This window comes from Micromonospora musae (genome assembly GCF_003626635.1).
Taxonomy (GTDB): Bacteria; Actinomycetota; Actinomycetes; order Mycobacteriales; family Micromonosporaceae; genus Micromonospora; species Micromonospora musae.
Map to the genome: position 1 here is coordinate 56,661 of NZ_RAZT01000011.1, position 15,544 is coordinate 72,204.

18 protein-coding genes are annotated in these 15,544 nt (G+C 72.7%); 7 read left to right on the forward strand and 11 right to left on the reverse strand.

All coding sequences use genetic code 11. From position 1 onward, the window contains the following. Nucleotides 1-38 precede the first annotated feature (38 nt). The 3 genes from D7044_RS21855 (at nucleotide 39) to D7044_RS21865 (ending at nucleotide 2,399) form a co-directional block, all read left to right on the forward strand. On the forward strand, nucleotides 39-620 hold the full coding sequence (locus D7044_RS21855; protein ID WP_120690067.1) for a TetR/AcrR family transcriptional regulator: 582 nt from the start codon (nucleotides 39-41) through the stop codon (nucleotides 618-620). 70 nt (nucleotides 621-690) lie between these two features. Then, nucleotides 691-1,218, forward strand: coding sequence for a SigE family RNA polymerase sigma factor (locus tag D7044_RS21860; RefSeq protein ID WP_120683542.1), 528 nt, complete (start codon nucleotides 691-693; stop codon nucleotides 1,216-1,218). Beyond that, nucleotides 1,215-2,399 (forward strand): hypothetical protein, encoded by a 1,185-nt coding sequence (locus D7044_RS21865; protein WP_120690068.1) that lies wholly within the window; start codon nucleotides 1,215-1,217, stop codon nucleotides 2,397-2,399. The genes D7044_RS21860 and D7044_RS21865 overlap by 4 nt, the downstream gene beginning before the upstream one ends. 72 nt (nucleotides 2,400-2,471) lie before the next feature. Here the strand turns inward: D7044_RS21865 and D7044_RS21870 are convergent, their stop codons facing one another. The 5 genes from D7044_RS21870 to D7044_RS21890 form a co-directional block, all read right to left on the reverse strand. Next, the gene (locus D7044_RS21870) at nucleotides 2,472-3,374 is read right to left on the reverse strand and encodes a sulfurtransferase (RefSeq protein ID WP_120683538.1); all 903 of its coding nucleotides are present in this window, start codon (nucleotides 3,372-3,374) and stop codon (nucleotides 2,472-2,474) included. A gap of 71 nt (nucleotides 3,375-3,445) precedes the next feature. Further along, entirely contained in the window at nucleotides 3,446-4,213 is a 768-nt protein-coding gene (locus D7044_RS21875) for an SGNH/GDSL hydrolase family protein (RefSeq protein ID WP_120683536.1), read from the reverse strand. 171 nt (nucleotides 4,214-4,384) lie between these two features. Beyond that, the gene (locus tag D7044_RS21880) at nucleotides 4,385-5,512 is read right to left on the reverse strand and encodes a hypothetical protein (RefSeq protein ID WP_120690069.1); all 1,128 of its coding nucleotides are present in this window, start codon (nucleotides 5,510-5,512) and stop codon (nucleotides 4,385-4,387) included. Between the two features lie 326 nt (nucleotides 5,513-5,838). Then, nucleotides 5,839-7,020, reverse strand: a complete 1,182-nt coding sequence (locus tag D7044_RS21885) for a TolB-like translocation protein (protein WP_120683532.1) — start codon at nucleotides 7,018-7,020, stop codon at nucleotides 5,839-5,841. Beyond that, nucleotides 7,017-7,547, reverse strand: a complete 531-nt coding sequence (locus tag D7044_RS21890; RefSeq protein ID WP_120683530.1) for a SigE family RNA polymerase sigma factor — start codon at nucleotides 7,545-7,547, stop codon at nucleotides 7,017-7,019. The genes D7044_RS21885 and D7044_RS21890 overlap by 4 nt, the downstream gene beginning before the upstream one ends. A 154-nt stretch (nucleotides 7,548-7,701) precedes the next feature. On the opposite strand from D7044_RS21890, the gene D7044_RS21895 reads away from it, so the two are divergent. From D7044_RS21895 to D7044_RS21910, 4 genes are read left to right on the forward strand one after another with little or no spacing between them, the layout of a single operon-like run. Beyond that, nucleotides 7,702-9,465 carry a proline--tRNA ligase gene (locus D7044_RS21895; protein WP_120683528.1) on the forward strand — a complete coding sequence of 588 codons (1,764 nt, stop codon included), beginning with the start codon at nucleotides 7,702-7,704 and terminating at the stop codon, nucleotides 9,463-9,465. A gap of 58 nt (nucleotides 9,466-9,523) precedes the next feature. Further along, nucleotides 9,524-9,949, forward strand: coding sequence for a CBS domain-containing protein (locus D7044_RS21900; protein ID WP_120683526.1), 426 nt, complete (start codon nucleotides 9,524-9,526; stop codon nucleotides 9,947-9,949). Between the two features lie 56 nt (nucleotides 9,950-10,005). Beyond that, nucleotides 10,006-10,434, forward strand: coding sequence for a SufE family protein (locus tag D7044_RS21905; protein WP_120683523.1), 429 nt, complete (start codon nucleotides 10,006-10,008; stop codon nucleotides 10,432-10,434). A gap of 20 nt (nucleotides 10,435-10,454) precedes the next feature. Beyond that, nucleotides 10,455-11,090, forward strand: coding sequence for a DsbA family oxidoreductase (locus tag D7044_RS21910; RefSeq protein ID WP_120683521.1), 636 nt, complete (start codon nucleotides 10,455-10,457; stop codon nucleotides 11,088-11,090). Between the two features lie 118 nt (nucleotides 11,091-11,208). Here D7044_RS21910 and D7044_RS21915 read toward each other — a convergent pair whose 3' ends face one another. The 6 genes from D7044_RS21915 to D7044_RS21940 all read right to left on the reverse strand — a co-directional run bounded on the left by D7044_RS21915 (nucleotide 11,209) and on the right by D7044_RS21940 (nucleotide 15,523). Then, nucleotides 11,209-11,757, reverse strand: coding sequence for a YbaK/EbsC family protein (locus D7044_RS21915; RefSeq protein ID WP_120690070.1), 549 nt, complete (start codon nucleotides 11,755-11,757; stop codon nucleotides 11,209-11,211). Between the two features lie 150 nt (nucleotides 11,758-11,907). Next, nucleotides 11,908-12,102 (reverse strand): hypothetical protein, encoded by a 195-nt coding sequence (locus tag D7044_RS21920; protein ID WP_120683517.1) that lies wholly within the window; start codon nucleotides 12,100-12,102, stop codon nucleotides 11,908-11,910. Nucleotides 12,103-12,139: 37 nt separating this feature from the next. Further along, nucleotides 12,140-12,925, reverse strand: a complete 786-nt coding sequence (locus D7044_RS21925) for an SDR family oxidoreductase (RefSeq protein ID WP_120690071.1) — start codon at nucleotides 12,923-12,925, stop codon at nucleotides 12,140-12,142. A gap of 18 nt (nucleotides 12,926-12,943) precedes the next feature. Further along, nucleotides 12,944-13,594, reverse strand: coding sequence for a GAP family protein (locus D7044_RS21930; protein ID WP_120690072.1), 651 nt, complete (start codon nucleotides 13,592-13,594; stop codon nucleotides 12,944-12,946). Between the two features lie 204 nt (nucleotides 13,595-13,798). Then, nucleotides 13,799-15,106: an MFS transporter gene (locus D7044_RS21935; protein ID WP_120690073.1), complete on the reverse strand. Its 1,308-nt coding sequence runs from the start codon at nucleotides 15,104-15,106 to the stop codon at nucleotides 13,799-13,801. Nucleotides 15,107-15,262: 156 nt separating this feature from the next. Further along, nucleotides 15,263-15,523 carry a hypothetical protein gene (locus tag D7044_RS21940; protein ID WP_233563563.1) on the reverse strand — a complete coding sequence of 87 codons (261 nt, stop codon included), beginning with the start codon at nucleotides 15,521-15,523 and terminating at the stop codon, nucleotides 15,263-15,265. Nucleotides 15,524-15,544 lie beyond the last annotated feature (21 nt).

Below are 15,544 nucleotides of genomic sequence, written 5' to 3' on the forward strand. Positions count from 1 at the left end.
CTGGAAATGTCAACGGGTGTTGGCCTACGGTCGTTGGCATGACAGCGACAACCGAGCCGGCCCGTCCCCGCCGATCGGACGCCACCCGCGCGGCGATCCTCCGAGCCGCCCGGGACCGGTTCGCCGCCGAGGGCTACGAGCGGGCCACCATCCGGGCGATCGCGGCGGACGCCCGGATCGACCCGTCGATGGTGATGCGGTACTACGGCAACAAGGAGGGCCTCTTCGCGGCCGCAGCCGAGTTCGACCTGCGCCTGCCCGACCTGACCGCCGTACCGCCCGGACAGCTCGGCGAGGTGCTCATCCGCCACTTCCTCACCCGGTGGGAGGGGGACGAGACGCTGGCCGCACTGCTCCGCACCGCCAGCACGAACCCGGGCGCGGCCGAGCGGATGCGGGCCCTCTTCACCGACCAGCTCACCGCGGCCGTGGCCGCTTTCGGCACCGACCCGGCGACGACCGCCCGGCGGGCGGGCCTGGTGGCCTCTCAGACCCTCGGCATCGCCTTCACCCGCTACATAGTCAAGCTGCCACCGATGGTGGCGATGGCACCGGAGGAGCTGGTCGCCTGGGTGGCGCCGACCCTCCAGCATTACCTGACCGGGCTGCCGGAGAAGTGACCCAACCTTTTCCGCCCTCCCGTGCGTCTGCCAGGTGACGTGGAACGCGACGGCCGGGAGAGGGGGGCGGATGGGACCGGCGGCGAGCGACGGGCGGGACGGCTACATCGCCTTCGTGGAGAGCCACCAGCACCGGCTGCTGCGCGCCGCGTACCTGGTCTGCGGCAACCGGCACCAGGCCGAGGACCTCCTCCAGGACGCGCTGCTGAAGCTGGCGCTGCGCTGGCCCAGCGTGCGCGACGGTGACCCGGCCGCCTACGTACGGTCGATCCTCTACCGGGACGCGGTCTCCTGGTGGCGACGCCGCCGCCGGGAGTGGCTCAGCGCGCAGCCACCGGAGCGGTCGACCGCCGACCGGGACGGCGCGCTCCGGCTCGCGCTGCACGACGCCCTCGGGCAACTCCCGCCGCGTCAACGGGCGGTCCTGGTGCTGCGTTACTACGAGGACCTGACCGAGGCGTCCACCGCCGAGGTGCTCGGCGTGACCGTGGGCACCGTGAAGAGCCAGTGCCACGCGGCGCTGCGCCGACTCCGTGAGGTCGCGCCCGACCTGGGCCGCGACGACGGCCTCGCCAACGGGATGGAGGTGACCCGGTGAGGGAGGAGGAGCTCGGCCGCCTGCTGACCCTGGCCGCCGACGAGATCCGACCCGAACGCCCGGCCGCCGAGGGCTGGGAGCAGGCCCGGCGACTCCGCCGCCACCGGCGCGCCGGTGCGGCCGCCGTCGTCGCCGTCGTCCTGCTCACCGGCGGTACGGTGCTGACCCTGCGCCCCGCCGACCCACCGGCGCCGACCACGCCCACCACCTCGACCGCGACCCCGGCCCCGAACGCGTCGCCGGTGCAGCGACCGCCGACGGAGCTCAACTACCCCGGCGACCCGCTCGGTCGCCTCGGTGATCCGGTGACCGCGTCGCTCTCCGGCCGTCCGGTCCGCCAGGCGCTGGCCCTCTACCAGCCGATCGACCCGGAGACCGGTGTCGAGGGGCGGATCCGGGTGCTCGGCGACGACGGCGTGGTGCGGGACCTCGACGTGGTCACCCCGGCCCGAACCCGGGACGCCAGCGGCAACGAGGCGGTGCCCCTGAAGTCCGGCAGCCTCTCCCCGGACGGACGGCTCGCCGCGTTCGCCCAGACCGACGAGGTGATCGTGGTCGAGCTGACCACCGCCCAGGTCCGCCGCTACCCGCTCAAGGGCTACCTGGAGCACGTCCTCTGGGCCGGCGACCGGCTCTTGGTCGGGGACGACGACACGACGTACGAGCTCGACCGGCAGACGGGTGCCACCCGGACCGTGCCGCTCTCACCCTGGGAGCTGGTCACCCCCGACCCGGCCGGCCGAGACGACGACCTGCTGGCGTTGGGGGGCCTCCGGGACGGCGTCACCCTGACTCGTTGGACGCGCAGCGCCGACGGCACCGATCGGGGCGACCGGCCGCTCGACCTCCGCGCCCTGCCGACCGGCAACTCGGTGAACGAGTTCTACGGACGGGGCTGGCAGCGCGGCGACGAGATCGCCCGGGCGGCCTGGATCACCACCGGGATCATGGACGGGGCGGAGGGGGTCGCGGTGTTGGACGCCCGGACCGGAGTGGTGACCCGCCTGCTCGACCTGGGCCGCGACCGCTCGAAGGGCTGCTGCGAGGTGCTCGGCTGGGACGGCGACGCCGTGCTGCTCCGCCACGACCCGGGCGGGCTGCTGCGCTGGCGGCCGGCGACCGGCGAGATCACCGGAGTGGTCCGGGACCTGTACGGCAAGCTCTCCCTCGCCGCCCGCTGACCCACCGGCGCTACGTCGAAGGGCCCGGTCGCACCGGAACCGGCGCGATCGGGCCCTTTCCGTCGACCGAGGTCAGGGGTTCAGGCCACCGGGCTGGTCACCCTGCACGACGGGGGCGCGGACCAGGTTGCCCCACTCGGTCCACGAGCCGTCGTAGTTGCGCACCTGCGGGTAGCCGAGCAGGTGCCGTAGCACGAACCAGGTGTGGCTGGAGCGCTCCCCGATCCGGCAGTAGGCCACGATGTCGTCGTCCGGGCTCAACCCGAGCTGGTCGGCGTAGATGGCACGCAGCTCGTCCGGGGACTTGAACGTCCCGTCGTCGTTGGCCGCGGACTTCCACGGCTTGTTCACCGCGCCCGGGATGTGCCCGCCGCGCAGCGCGCCCTCCTGCGGATAGTCCGGCATGTGCAGCATCTCGCCGGTGTACTCGCCGGGCGATCGGACGTCGACCAGCGGACGGCCCGCGGCCACGTGCGCCATCACCTGCTCGCGGTACGCCCGGATCGGGGCGTCGTCCCGCTGCGGCACCGGATAGTCGGCCCGCGGTCGGCTCACCTTGTCGCGGCTCAGCTCCCGCCCCTCGGCGATCCACTTCTGCCGGCCACCGTCGAGCAGCCGTACGTCCGCGTGGCCGAAGAGGGAGAAGACCCAGAGGGCGTACGCGGCCCACCAGTTGAAGTTGTCACCGTAGAAGACGACGGTGTCGTCGCGGCCGATGCCCTTGGCGGCGCAGAGCTCGGCGAAGCTCTTGGCGTCCAGGTAGTCCCGGGTCACCTGGTCGTTCAACTCCAGGTGCCAGTCCACCTTGACGGCGCCGGGGATGTGGCCGGTGTCGTAGAGCAGGACGTCCTCGTCGGACTCGATGACGACGAGGCCCTCGTCGCCGAGGTGCTCGGCCAGCCAGGCGGTGGTGACCAGGCGCTGCGGGTCCGCGTACGCCTGGAGACGGGAATCAGGATCGCTCGGCACAGACATGATGCCCAAGGTACGCCGGACTCCCCGGCGTCAACCCGTAAACGTGACCGGCCAGGCAGGCCGGGCAGCGGTCAGTCGGAGATCGGGCCGAGCAGCGGGCGTTTCGCGGTGACGGTGTCCCCGGACGAGCGGCCGGTGAGCCGACGCTTGATCCACGGTGCCAGGTGCTGGCCGGCCCAGCGCGCGTCGGCCGCGCGGGCGGCCAGCCACGGCGTCGGCGCCGGGTGTGGTGGGACCAGGAGCCACTGCTCGTCGCAGCCGACCCCGAGCGCGTCGAGGACCTGGCCGGCGACCCGCCGGTGCCCCGCCGCCGAGAGGTGCAGCCGGTCGATGCCCCAGAGCGTGGGGTTGAGGTAGGTGTCGTCCGCGTACAGGTCGACCATGATCGCGCCGTGCCGTTCGGCGGCCTCGCCGACCGCCCGGTTGAGCAGCTCCACCCGGGGCTTGACCAGGCGCTGGCCGGGCAGCCGGGCCATCACGTCGGCGAACCGGAAGATCACCACGTCGGCGCCGGTCGCCCGGAACCTTCCCACGATCTCGTCGAACCGGGCGACCAGCGTCTCCGGGTCGAAGGTGCGGCGCAGCACGTCGTTGCCGCCGGCGGCGAAGCTGACCAGGTCCGGTTTCATGGCGAGCGCCTCGGGAACCTGGTTCGCCACGATGTCCGGGAAGAGCCGACCGCGGATGGCGAGGTTCGCGTACCGGAAATCCGGGCCGGCCTCGGCGGCCAGCCGGGTCGCGACCAGGTCCGCCCAGCCCCGGTAGCTGCCGTCCGGGTACGGATCGTCCATTCCCTCGGTGAAGCTGTCGCCCACCGCCACGAAGCTGCGCCAACGCACGGCGGCCTCCTTCACGCTCCCTGGTTGCCTGCGGCGACCAGTTTGGCACCGAGGGCCCGTCCGGCGGTGCCCTCCAGCGGAGGAACGTGGCACACGTGACACCCGCCCAGCGGACGTACGACGACGGGCCACCCCCCGTCGGTGTGGCCCGTCGTCCGTCCGCGTCCGTGGTCAGCCGAGCAGGCGGCCCCACGGGGTGCCGGCCGGGACCGGCAGGCTCGCCAGCACCCGTCCGTCGGCGGCGTACCGGACCAGCCGGTAGGCGGGCGCGTCGTCGGTGGGGGTGGCGGTGTTGATCTGCGCGAGCAACGTCCCGTCCGGCCGGAACGTCACGTGCTCGGCAATCCCGTGGCCGGTCGCCTCGCGCCAGGCCGGGTCGAGCGGCGCCAGCTCGGTGGCCGCACCGGTGGCGAGGGTCACCTGGTAGTTGCGGATCCGCCAGGTGCAGGCGCACTCGCCGGCGTTCGGCACGTGAGCGCTGATCACGAGGCTCCGGCCGTCCAGGGAGAAGCCGGCCAGGCCGTGGATCCTGAGGTTGGCCGGAATGCGCGGCGCCACCGTACGGAAGGCGCCGCTGCCGTCGCCGACCCGCAGCGTCCGGTCCTGGACGAAGCCGATCAGGTTGTGCCCGGCGATCGGGCAGGTGGCCTGGTGCGTCGCGATGACGTTTCGGGTGGCGCGGTCGGCCCTGGTCTCGATCACCGTCCAGTCACCCTGCTGGCCCTCGGCGTAGACGAGGGTGAGATTGTCCAGCCACTGCGGCGCGCAATCGAGGGTGCCCTGGAGCGGAACGGAGACGACCGACCCACCCTCGAAGCGGCTGATCGCCAGCCGGTTCGGCTTCGCTGAGAGCCAGGCCGCCCGCCGGCCGTCCGGAGAGGCGACCACCTTGCCCTCGACATCCGGGTCGGCGCTGCTCGCCTCGCGGACGAGCTCCCAGCGCCCGTCCGGCGTGCTCCGCCAAACCCGAGCGGGCGCACCGCCGGCGACTCCGTACTCCGGCTCGGAGTGCCAGGCGAGCTGCGGCCAGCTCTTTCGGACGGCGACGGCCGAGGGGGACGGCGACGTCGGACGGGATGCCGCCGCCGGCGGAGTGGACCCGCCGGCACCGCCGCTGCCGGCCGCGAGGACCGCGTGCGCCGGCTCGGTGGCGGGGGCGGTGGCCGGCAGCGGGGGAATCTCGTTCGCCGGTGCCGGCGCGGCGCACCCGGAGGCGGCTACGGGAAGCAGCACCAGCGCGGCGGCAGCCATCAACGCGCGCGGGGCGACGCGGACACGGGGGGTGATGTTGCGATCCATGGGGTTGCCTCCGGGAAGGTGATCTCGTTGTGACGCCACCCATGACGCGTCTCCTGTGGAGCACAGTTGCCGCTGGTGAATGCTGTTATCCGACAGCTTTTTCCGGCCCTGGACGGCAACCATCCGGGCACTGGCAGGCGTCTGGACCCAACCACCCCGGCGTCGTCATGGAACGCGACAGGAAGAACCCGTGCTCACCACGCACCTGGAAGTCGTTCGACCACGCCGATCGCCTCTGACCCAGAACCCGCGCCGGAACGGCGATGTGGCGGCATCCCAACGCGGGGACACCACCACATCGCCGACTCGGAGTCGATCAGCCGTGCCTAGCCGGCCGTCCCGATGATTTGCATGTTCGTGAGGCTCGACGGCTCGGCCTCCTCGCTGATCTTCGTCCCGTCCTCGTCCACGAGGATCAGGGTGGAGTGGCCTCCGCTGCGCACTCGGACCACCATCGAGCCGTCCGCTTGGAAGAAGACCTGACGCAGTTCCCGCCCACCCAGGGGCAGACTGACCGCCTTGCCGGTACGCGTGTCCAGCACCGCGCTGGCCCGCAGGAACCTGGCGACGTCTCGCTGGTCCTCCTCCTGCGGGTGGAAGCGGTACAGAGCGATCCGGGATCCGTTCGGGGCGATGCTGGCGATGTGACCGCTCCACCAGTTGCCGTTGTGGCTCAGCCCCGGTACGTCACGCTTCCGCTTGCCGTCCGGGTCGAAGAGGGTCACCCCGGCGCTGGTGTTCATGGCGATGGTGTTGCCATCGGCCGACCAGAGAGCGTGGCACGCCTCGGGTTCGGCGGTCCACCAATGCACCGTCTTCTTCGCGGACCGTGTGTCCAGGACGCCGTAGCGGCGCGGAACTCCCGTGTCGTCCGCGCTCTCCCGGAACAACAGATGGCGGGAATCCGGTGACCAGGTCGGGGTGACGCAGGCGCGGTCCGCCCCGACGACCATCGGCTTCCTGCCCGAGCCGTCGACATTCGCCACGTACAGAGTCGGCTGGTCGCCATCCTCCACCCAGGCGACCCGCTGGCCGTCCGGAGAGACGCTGGCGCTGGTCAGCGCCGGAACCTGCGGCAGCGACGCCAGTCGCGTCGGGTCGTCACCGGGCCGCCAGGAGCGCAGCCGCACACTCTGCGCCCCGGGCGTCACGTCCTCCGGGACGTAGAACAGCCGGTCGAAGGTGGCGGTGTCGCCCAGTGACGCCGGTGCGCCAGAGCTGGGGGTGGACGGGTCGGTACTGACCGACGGGGTCGGGGACGCGGAGGGTGACGGGCTCGCGGTGATGGACGGGGTGGTCGCCGGAAGCGGGTCCGCCCCTCGGCCGGGCAGGATCGCAAAGGCGGTGCCGGTCGCCGCGGCCAGCATCAACACGACTGCGGCGGAGGTGGCGACGGCGCGCTGAGTGCCGATTCGGCGGGACGTCCGCAGCGCGCGGTCCCGCAGGTCGACCGGGGTGACCTCCTCAGCCAGGTCGGCCAGGTCGAGCCGAAGACGCTGATCGTTCATCGGGCGCTTCCTTCCAGGACGTACAGCTCGGCGAGCTCGGGGGCCACGCTGCGCAGCTTGGCCAGGGCCTTGGAGGTCTGGCTCTTCACGGTGCCGACGGTGACGCCGAGCAGCTCGGCGACCTCGACCTCGGTGCGGTCCTCGAAGTAGCGCAGCACCAGTACCGCGCGTTGTTTCGGAGACAGCTTGGCCAGAGCGGCCCGCAGCGTGAGTCGCAGAGTCGTCTGGCTGGCATGGTCGGGGCCCGAGTCGCCTCCGCGGGGTTCGGGCAGGTCGCCCGTCATCGACTCGGGTACCCGCCGCCGCCTCCACCAGGAGACCTGCAGGTGGTACATGGTCTTGCGGGTGTACGCCTCGGCGTTGCCGCTGTGGTGCAGCCGGTTCCACGACCGGTGGGTACGGGCCAGCGCCGACTGGACCAGGTCCTCGGCGAGGTGCTGATCACCGGTCAGCAGGTACGCCGAGCGCAGCAGGGCTGGCGTTCGGGTACGGACGAACGAGTCGAACTCATTCAGCAAGGGGTCCACACAAGCCGATCCTTGGGTAGTCGTTGACGACCTCCCAGACGCGAACTCGGGATCGCCGAGTTGCCGTCCGGGCAGCCGGATTCGCGCGAAAGTCTCGACGACAGACGGCGCAATTGGGTCGCCGACCCCTTCACACCGCTCGTAAGCTGCGCCAATGCTGCTGCGCATGTCGACCCTGCTGCTCCGGACCCTCCGCGAGGACCCGGCGGACGCGGAGGTGCCGAGCCACCGGCTCCTGCTGCGCGCCGGCTACATCCGGCGCGCAGCTCCGGGCGGCTACACCTGGCTGCCGCTCGGCAAGCTGGTGCTGGACCGGATCAGCGAGGTGGTCCGCTCGGAGATGGCGGCCATCGGCGGCCAGGAGGTGCACTTCCCGGCGCTGCTGCCGGCGGAGCCGTACCGGACCAGCGGCCGGTGGGCCGAGTACGGGGACGACATCTTCACTCTCGCCGACCGCAAGGGTGCCGAGCACCTGCTCGCCCCGACCCACGAGGAGATGGCCGCGCTGCTGGTGAAGGACCTCTTCACCTCGTACCGGGACTTTCCGGCGACGCTCTTCCAGCTCCAGACCAAGTTCCGGGACGAGGCCCGGCCGCGGGCCGGCCTGCTGCGTGGGCGCGAGTTCCTGATGAAGGACGCCTACTCGTTCGACCTGGACGAGGCGGGCCTCCAGGCCGCGTACGACCGGCACCGAGACGCCTACCGGAGGATCTTCGACCGGCTGGGTCTGGACTACACGGTGGTGCACGCGATGTCCGGTGCGATGGGCGGCTCGGCGTCGGAGGAGTTCCTCGCCGCCACCCCGGTCGGCGAGGACACCTTCGTGGGCTGCACGGTGTGCGACTACGCGGCGAACACCGAGGCCGTCACCACCCGGGCCCCGGCGGCCGGTGACCCGGAGGCGTACCCGGACGCCGAGGTGCACGACACGCCGGAGACGCCCACCATCGCCGGTCTGGTCGAGCTGGCCAACGCCCGCCGCCTCGCCGGTCGCGGCGACTGGACGGCGGCCGACACGCTGAAGAACATCGTGCTCTCCGTACACCGGCCAGGCGCGGACGAGGTCGAGCTGCTGGTGATCGGCGTGCCGGGCGACCGGGAGGTCGACCTGAAGCGGGTCGGCGCGGCGCTGCACCCGGCCACGGTGACCGTCTTCGAGGAGTGGGCCGGGCATCCCGAACTGGTCCGCGGCTACCTCGGCCCGCAGATCCTCGACAAGCTGGGCCTGCGCTACCTGGTCGACCCGCGGGTCGCGCCGGGCACTGCCTGGCTGACCGGGGCCAACGAGCCGGGGCGGCACGCCACCGGAGTCGTCAGTGGCCGGGACTTCACCCCGGACGGCACGATCGAGGCCGCCGAGGTGCGCCCCGGCGACCCCTGCCCGGCCTGCGAGTCCGGCGCGCTGACCATCCGGCGCGGCATCGAGATCGGGCACATCTTCCAGCTCGGCCGCCGGTTCACCGACGCCTTCGCCGTCGACGTGCTCGGCGCGGAGGGCAAGCCGGTCCGCCCGACCATGGGCTGTTACGGGATCGGCGTGTCCCGGGCGGTCGCCGCGGTCGCCGAACAGCACCACGACGATCGCGGGCTGGTCTGGCCGGCGGCCGTCGCACCGTGCGACGTGCACGTCGTGGCCGCCGGCAAGGGGCCGCAGCTGGAGACGACGATCGACCTCGGGACGCGGCTCTCCGCGGCGGGCCTGCGGGTGCTGGTCGACGACCGCTCCGGCGTCTCGGCGGGGGTGAAGTTCACCGACGCCGAGCTGATCGGTGTGCCGCGCACCGTCGTGGTCGGGCGCCGGCTCGCCGACGGGTACGTCGAGTTGCGCGACCGGGCCACCGGCGAGCGGGCCGAGTTGCCGCTCGACGGGTTGGTGCGGCGGATAGTCGACGAGGTGTCTGTCACGCACCGGGTGTAGTCGGCGTGTTACGGGGTACCGAATCCGGATCGGCGCGTACGTGTTGCGGAGGACTCTCATGACCGGTTACCGGGTCAGTGACGTGATGACGAGGCAGGTCGTCTACCTGCCGGCGGAGACCACGTTGGACGAGGCAGCGGCGGTGATGCGGGAGGCTGACATCGGCGATGTCGTGGTCACCGACGGCGCCAGCCTCGCCGGCATGCTCACCGACCGGGACATCGTGGTCCGCGCGGTGGCCGAACGCGCGAACCCGTCCACCACCACGATCGGCTCGATCACCACCCGGGAGGTGGTGATGATCGAGCAGCACGCGACGGCCGGGGAGGCGGCGGCGCTGATGCGGGAACGCGGCATCCGGCGGGTGCTGGTCTGTGACAGCGACCGCAAGCTGGTCGGCATCGTCTCCCTCGGCGACCTGGCGATGCAGCTCGACCCGCAGTCCGCCCTCAGCGAGATCAGCGAGCAGTCGCCCACGGTGTGAGGAGGGCCTCTTCCTTGCCGGGGAGGCCAGGTGTCGACGGGGGTAGCCTCGACCGCATGTCCGCCATGCCGGCCAGGTTGGCCGAGATCGTCGACGAGTTCGCCGCCGCACCCCGCGACCTGGTGCTGGAGATGCTGCTCGAGTACGCCGACGTCATCCCGCAGCTTCCGCCCGACGCGCCGGAGCGGGAGGGGATGGAGCAGGTGCCGGAGTGCCAGACCGCGTTCTTCCTGCGCGCCCGGGTGACACCCGAGAAGACGGTGGAGACGCTCTTCGACTGCCCGCCCGAGGCGCCCACCACCCGCGCCTTCGCCGGCATCCTCGCCGAGGGGCTGGCCGGGGCGAGCGCCGACCAGGTGCTCGCCGTCCCGGACGACCTCTACCAGCGGATGGGCCTGGCCCAGGCGATCAGCCCGTTGCGGGTGCGCGGCGGCACGGCGATCCTGGCGCGGCTGAAGCGCCAGGTGCGGGAACAACTCGGCTGACCCGGGAGTTGCCACCGATCATGGAGATCGAGATCTACGCCGATGTGGTCTGCCCCTGGTGCTACATCGGCAAGCGCCGACTGGAGGAGGCCCTCGCCTCGTACGACGGCGAGGTGACCGTGCGTTACCGGCCGTTCCAGCTGGATCCGTCGCCAGTGTCCGAGCCGGTGCCCGTGGTCGAGGCGCTCGGCGCCCGCTTCGGCGGCCCGGCGAACGCCCGGCAAATGGTCGCGCGGGTCACCGAGGCGGCGGCCGGGGCGGGGCTGCGGCTCGACTACGACCGGGCTATCGCCGCGAACACCTTCGACGCCCACCGGCTCGTCGCGTACGCCACCGAGCGCGGCCGGTCCGGCGAGATGGTGGAGGCGCTCTACCAGGCGCACTTCGTGGGCGGAATCGACATCGGCTCGCGGGACGCGCTCGCCGAACTCGCCGAGCAGGTCGGGCTGGACGCCGCCGACGCGCGCCGGTTCCTCGACTCGGACGAGGGCACGAAGGAGGTCGCCGCCGAGCTGGCCAAGGCCCACGACCTCGGCATCAGCAGCGTGCCGATGTTCGTGCTCGCCAGCAAGTACGGAATCAGCGGCGCGCAGGAGCCGCAGACGCTGCTCGCCGCGCTGGCCGAGGTCGAGCGCCTGGAGTCGGGCGGGCAGTGAGCCCACGCTCGCCCGGCCGGCGGTGAACCCGCCCGGCCGGGCGAAATCGACATCGATGATGTTTCACGTGCAACGGTATCGACGCCGGTGAGCACCCCGGCCGGGAGTTTGCCGCCGGTCAGGCGGGCCGGGCCAGCTCCTCGACCACCCGGGCGTTGGGCAGCGCCCCGAGCGCCGGGCCGGGCAGCGCGATCTTGCTGTGCCGTACGCCGGAGCCGATGATGACGTGCGGCGTGGCGATCACCCGGGAGTCGACAAGGATCGGCCACGCGGCCGGCAGGCCGATCGGGGTGATCCCGCCGTACTCCATGCCGGTCAGCTCGACCGCATCCGCCATCGGCGCGAAGCTGGCCTTGCGCACGTCGAGCGCGCGCCGGGCGACGCCGTTCACGTCGGCCCGGGTGGTGGCGAGGATGATGCAGGCCGCGTAGCGGACCACGCCCTCCCGCTTGCCGGCCACCACCACACAGTTGGCCGAGACGTCCAACCCGACGTCGTACGCCGCGCAGAAGGCGGCGGTGTCGGCGAGCTCGGCGTCGATCGGCGCGACCAGCACCTCGTCCACGTCCACCGGAGCGTCGGCGGGCCACTCCCCGAGCGCCGCGGCGACCGGCGGGGCGAGCAGGTCGGGGCGGGTCCGGGCCGGTTCGGTCTTCAACGTCCCCATCACGGATGTGATCCTTCCACCCGCCGGGCCGCGTCGACCAGCCGGTCAGCCACGCCACGCCCACCGATCCACGACCGGGACCGAGGCCGACCGAGCACCACCGCCGACACCGAGTGGCCACACCGGTGGCGTGGCCACTCGCGGGGGCACTCAGCTCCCGGCGAGGAAGGCGTTCTCCTTGAGGAACGTCCGGTCCCGGTGGGCCGCGAGCTCCTCCGCCCGCAGCGCCTGGGCCCGACGCACCTCCAGGTCCTCCAGAGCCTGCCGGACGGCGAGCCGGATCACGCCGTAGAGGAAGACGAAACCGAAACAGTAGAGGATGACAGCGACGAAGACAGCGACCATGTCGTCACGCTAGGTCGAACGTGAACCAGACACGTTCTCATCTCCGCCCGGTTCCCCCGTACGTGTCCGCCAGATAGTCGCCCCAGGTACGGACGCCCCAGGGCAGGGCCGTGCTGACCAGCCCACCGTCGCGTAGCGCCCGGCCGAGCCGCCCCGGTACGCGTACCGGCAGCAGCGGTCGACGCGAACGCCGGGCGGTCCGCCAGGCGCGTACCGCCTCGTCGAAGCGGAGCACCTCGGGGCCGCCGAGCTCCTCGACGCCGCCCAGCGGTCCCGCGGCGAGCCGGGCCGCCAGCCGTACGCCGACCTCGCCCCGGTCGACGGGCTGGGCGAGTATGCCCGGGTCACCGATCGTCGGGCCGAGCCGGCTGGCCGTCCGGAGCAGTTCGTCGAGGAACTCCGGGAGCTGGGTGGCGCGCAGCACCGACCAGGGCACCGGACCGGCCGCGACCACCTGCTCGGCGGCGAGCTTGTGCCGGTAGTACGGGATGGGCACCTTGTCCACGCCGACGATCGAGGTGTACACCAGGTGCCGTACGCCGGCCCGACCGGCGGCGACCACCAGCCGGCGGGTGCCGAGCACGTCGACCTGGTAGGCGCGCCGCCCCGAGCTGGGCTCGGTGGCCAGGTGCAGAATCGCGTCCACCCCGGACACCGCCTCGGCCAGCCCCGTCCCGGTCGCCAGGTCGGCCACCGCCCACTCCAGCGCCGGATCGCTGCGCGGCCGCCGGCTCGTGGCCCGCACGGTGAAGCCGTCGTCGAGCAGCCGCGGCAGCACCGCCTGCCCGAGGCGACCGCCCGCTCCGGTGACCAACACCCTCATCCGATCCTCCTCGAACTCTCAGCGCAGCAGGTCGAGCACGGTCACCAACACGTAGAACACGATCACGACCTCGCTTATCACCCAGGCGTTCCGATCGGACCACCGCCGGATCCGGGGCAGCAACGGGGCGGCGCGCCGACCCGCCAGCAGCAGGGCGAGCAGGGGTAGCGCCAGCAGCCCGAGGGTCAGCCCGACGAACGGCAGCAGGTGCCACCACGAGAGGTCGTGCCGGGCGACGCTCGCGCCGACCGCCGCCATGGTGAGGTCGTCCGACGGCGAGGTGGCGACGAGGAACGCGCCGAGGCGGGCCGCCCGACCCGGTCCGGCGTGCTGGAGCGTGGTCAACCAGCGTGGCGTGCCGGTCTGCCGGCGGCGCAGGTAGACGACCACCGCGAGCACGGCCAGCAGCGCCAGCACCGCCCAGTCGATCCGCCGCGCGGTGCGCTCCAGATGACCGACGTCGGTCGCCGCCCGGTCGGCGAAGCCCCGCACCACCCTCGTGACGAGCCAACCGACAGTCACCCCGACGGTGACCACCGCGCCCACCCCGCCCAGATATCCGAGCGGCGCCGCGCGCGGGCGATCGGCCGAGGGGAGCAGCACCGCCGCGACGAACTGCGTCCCGGCGACCATCACCACGGCCAGCGGCAGGACGGTCAGGAAGTTCATCCTGCGCCCATCCTTCCCGCCCCGGACGCCCACCGAAGCCGGTTCGCCCCGGCCCCGGTCGCTCCCGGCCAAGTCGGCCGCTACCCGAGCGGCCCCGACCGGGTCAGGCGCCACCCCGAGCAGCCAAGACCGGGTCAGACAGACGCGGGCCAGGTCAAGCGCAGGCCAGGTCAAGCGCGGGCCGGCCCTCAAGCGCGGGCCGGGTCAGGCGCGGGCCGGGGTCACGCGGTTGGAGAGCAGGACCCCGCAGAGGGCCAACGCCGCCGAGATCGCGAGGGTGACCAGGAAGCTCCCCGCGGCGGGAGCGGAGCCGGAGGCGAGCACGGCGCCGGTGAGCGCCAGCACGGTCGCCGCGCCGAGCGAGTCGCAGAGTTGCAGGGAAGAGCTGCTGCGGCCCTGCTCCCCGGGGGCGGAGAGCTCCAGGGTGAGGGCCGACAGCGACGGGTAGAGCAGGCCCATGCCCAGCCCGGCGACGGCCCAGCCGAGAACTGCCACAGCGACCGGCGTACCCGGCACGAGCGTGAGCGCCACCGTGCCGATCCCGGCGGTGAGGCAGGCCAGCCCGGCGCGCGGAAGGCTGGCCCGGGAGGCCGGTGCCGTCCGGCGCCCCTGTATCCAGGAGCCCGCCGACCAGAACAGCGCCCCGACCGTCAACACCAGCCCGGCCGCCGTCGGTGAGAGACCACGCTCCCGGGAGAGCATCAGCGGTATGACCACCTCGGCGCCGACGAACGCCGCCGAGGCGAGCCCGCGCAGCCCGATCACGGTGGGCAGCCCCCGGGCGGCCCGCAGCGACCCCGGCGGCAGCAGGCGCGGTGCGCAGATCAGCAGGCCGGCGATCGCGACCGCCGAGAGCGCCACGGCGGACGCGCCGCGCTGCTGGCCCCCGATGTGCAACAGCGCCGCGCTCACCCCCGCCCCGCACGCCCAGCCGATCCGCGCCACCGCACCCGCCGGCACCCTGGTCACCGCCGTTACCGCGATGGACCGCAGGCCGGGCCGGATGAGCAGCGCCGCCGGCACGGCCACCACCGGTACCGCGAGGAAGACCCAGCGCCAGTGCAGGTGCTCCACGACCAGCCCGGCCAGCGCCGGACCGACCAGCGACGGCACGACCCACGCCGCGGCGAACGCCGCGAAGATCCGCCGATGCAGCTCCTCCGGGTACGCCTGCCCGACGATCACGTACAGCGCCACGGAGAGCAGCCCCGAGCCGAAGCCCTGCACCACCCGGCCGACGACCAGCACCTCCATCGCCGACGCCGTGCCGGCGACGACCAACCCCGCCACGAACCAGAGCAGCCCGTGCCACATCGGCGTGCCCGGTCCACGGGTGTCGCACCAGATGCCGGAGAGCACCATGGCGAGCACGCCCGTGGCGAAGGGACCGCCGAAGGCCAACCCGTACAGGGCGAGACCGTCCAGGCTGCGGGCCACGGTCGGCATCGCCGTACCGACCGCCAACGCCTCGAAGGCGAGCAACGAGATGAGCGCGACGCTGCCCACCGTCATCGCACGCAGCCGTGGGGTGAAGAGACCCGGTCGGGGAGCGAGGGTTGCCGTCACTTCGGGCCCGAAGGGCCGGAGCTGAACGCTTCGATCGACATGCGCCCAGCTTGCGACCTCAACCCCGATTCAGGTCAACCCGCGTGTGGGGCGGATCCCCCGTCAGGCGCTCTCCAGCGCCTCGCCGATGCCCTTCACCAGTCCGGAGAAATGCTGATCGGCCAGGAGATGGCCGGCGGTGATCACCAGCGCCACCGGCCACTCGATGATCTGGAGCGCGGCGAGCAGCCCGAGCCCGCCGTAGTAGGCGATCTTGTCGGCGGGCGGGACCGCCAGCTCGCCCAGCAGCGGCACCTGCACCCGCCGGTTGTACATCTGCACCGTCTCGCGGGCCCCGTTGAGATGTCGGGTCACTGTGCTCATTTCGGCCTCCCCGTTGACTCC

Coding starts and splice junctions, on each gene's coding strand:
- D7044_RS21855 (WP_120690067.1), top strand. CDS start 39: ATGACAGCGACAACCGAGCCGGCCCGTCCCCGCCGATCGGACGCCACC.
- D7044_RS21860 (WP_120683542.1), top strand. CDS start 691: ATGGGACCGGCGGCGAGCGACGGGCGGGACGGCTACATCGCCTTCGTG.
- D7044_RS21870 (WP_120683538.1), bottom strand. CDS start 3,374: ATGTCTGTGCCGAGCGATCCTGATTCCCGTCTCCAGGCGTACGCGGAC.
- D7044_RS21880 (WP_120690069.1), bottom strand. CDS start 5,512: ATGGATCGCAACATCACCCCCCGTGTCCGCGTCGCCCCGCGCGCGTTG.
- D7044_RS21885 (WP_120683532.1), bottom strand. CDS start 7,020: ATGAACGATCAGCGTCTTCGGCTCGACCTGGCCGACCTGGCTGAGGAG.
- D7044_RS21895 (WP_120683528.1), top strand. CDS start 7,702: ATGCTGCTGCGCATGTCGACCCTGCTGCTCCGGACCCTCCGCGAGGAC.
- D7044_RS21900 (WP_120683526.1), top strand. CDS start 9,524: ATGACCGGTTACCGGGTCAGTGACGTGATGACGAGGCAGGTCGTCTAC.
- D7044_RS21905 (WP_120683523.1), top strand. CDS start 10,006: ATGTCCGCCATGCCGGCCAGGTTGGCCGAGATCGTCGACGAGTTCGCC.
- D7044_RS21910 (WP_120683521.1), top strand. CDS start 10,455: ATGGAGATCGAGATCTACGCCGATGTGGTCTGCCCCTGGTGCTACATC.
- D7044_RS21915 (WP_120690070.1), bottom strand. CDS start 11,757: ATGGGGACGTTGAAGACCGAACCGGCCCGGACCCGCCCCGACCTGCTC.
- D7044_RS21920 (WP_120683517.1), bottom strand. CDS start 12,102: ATGGTCGCTGTCTTCGTCGCTGTCATCCTCTACTGTTTCGGTTTCGTC.
- D7044_RS21925 (WP_120690071.1), bottom strand. CDS start 12,925: ATGAGGGTGTTGGTCACCGGAGCGGGCGGTCGCCTCGGGCAGGCGGTG.
- D7044_RS21930 (WP_120690072.1), bottom strand. CDS start 13,594: ATGAACTTCCTGACCGTCCTGCCGCTGGCCGTGGTGATGGTCGCCGGG.
- D7044_RS21935 (WP_120690073.1), bottom strand. CDS start 15,106: ATGACGGTGGGCAGCGTCGCGCTCATCTCGTTGCTCGCCTTCGAGGCG.
- D7044_RS21940 (WP_233563563.1), bottom strand. CDS start 15,523: ATGAGCACAGTGACCCGACATCTCAACGGGGCCCGCGAGACGGTGCAG.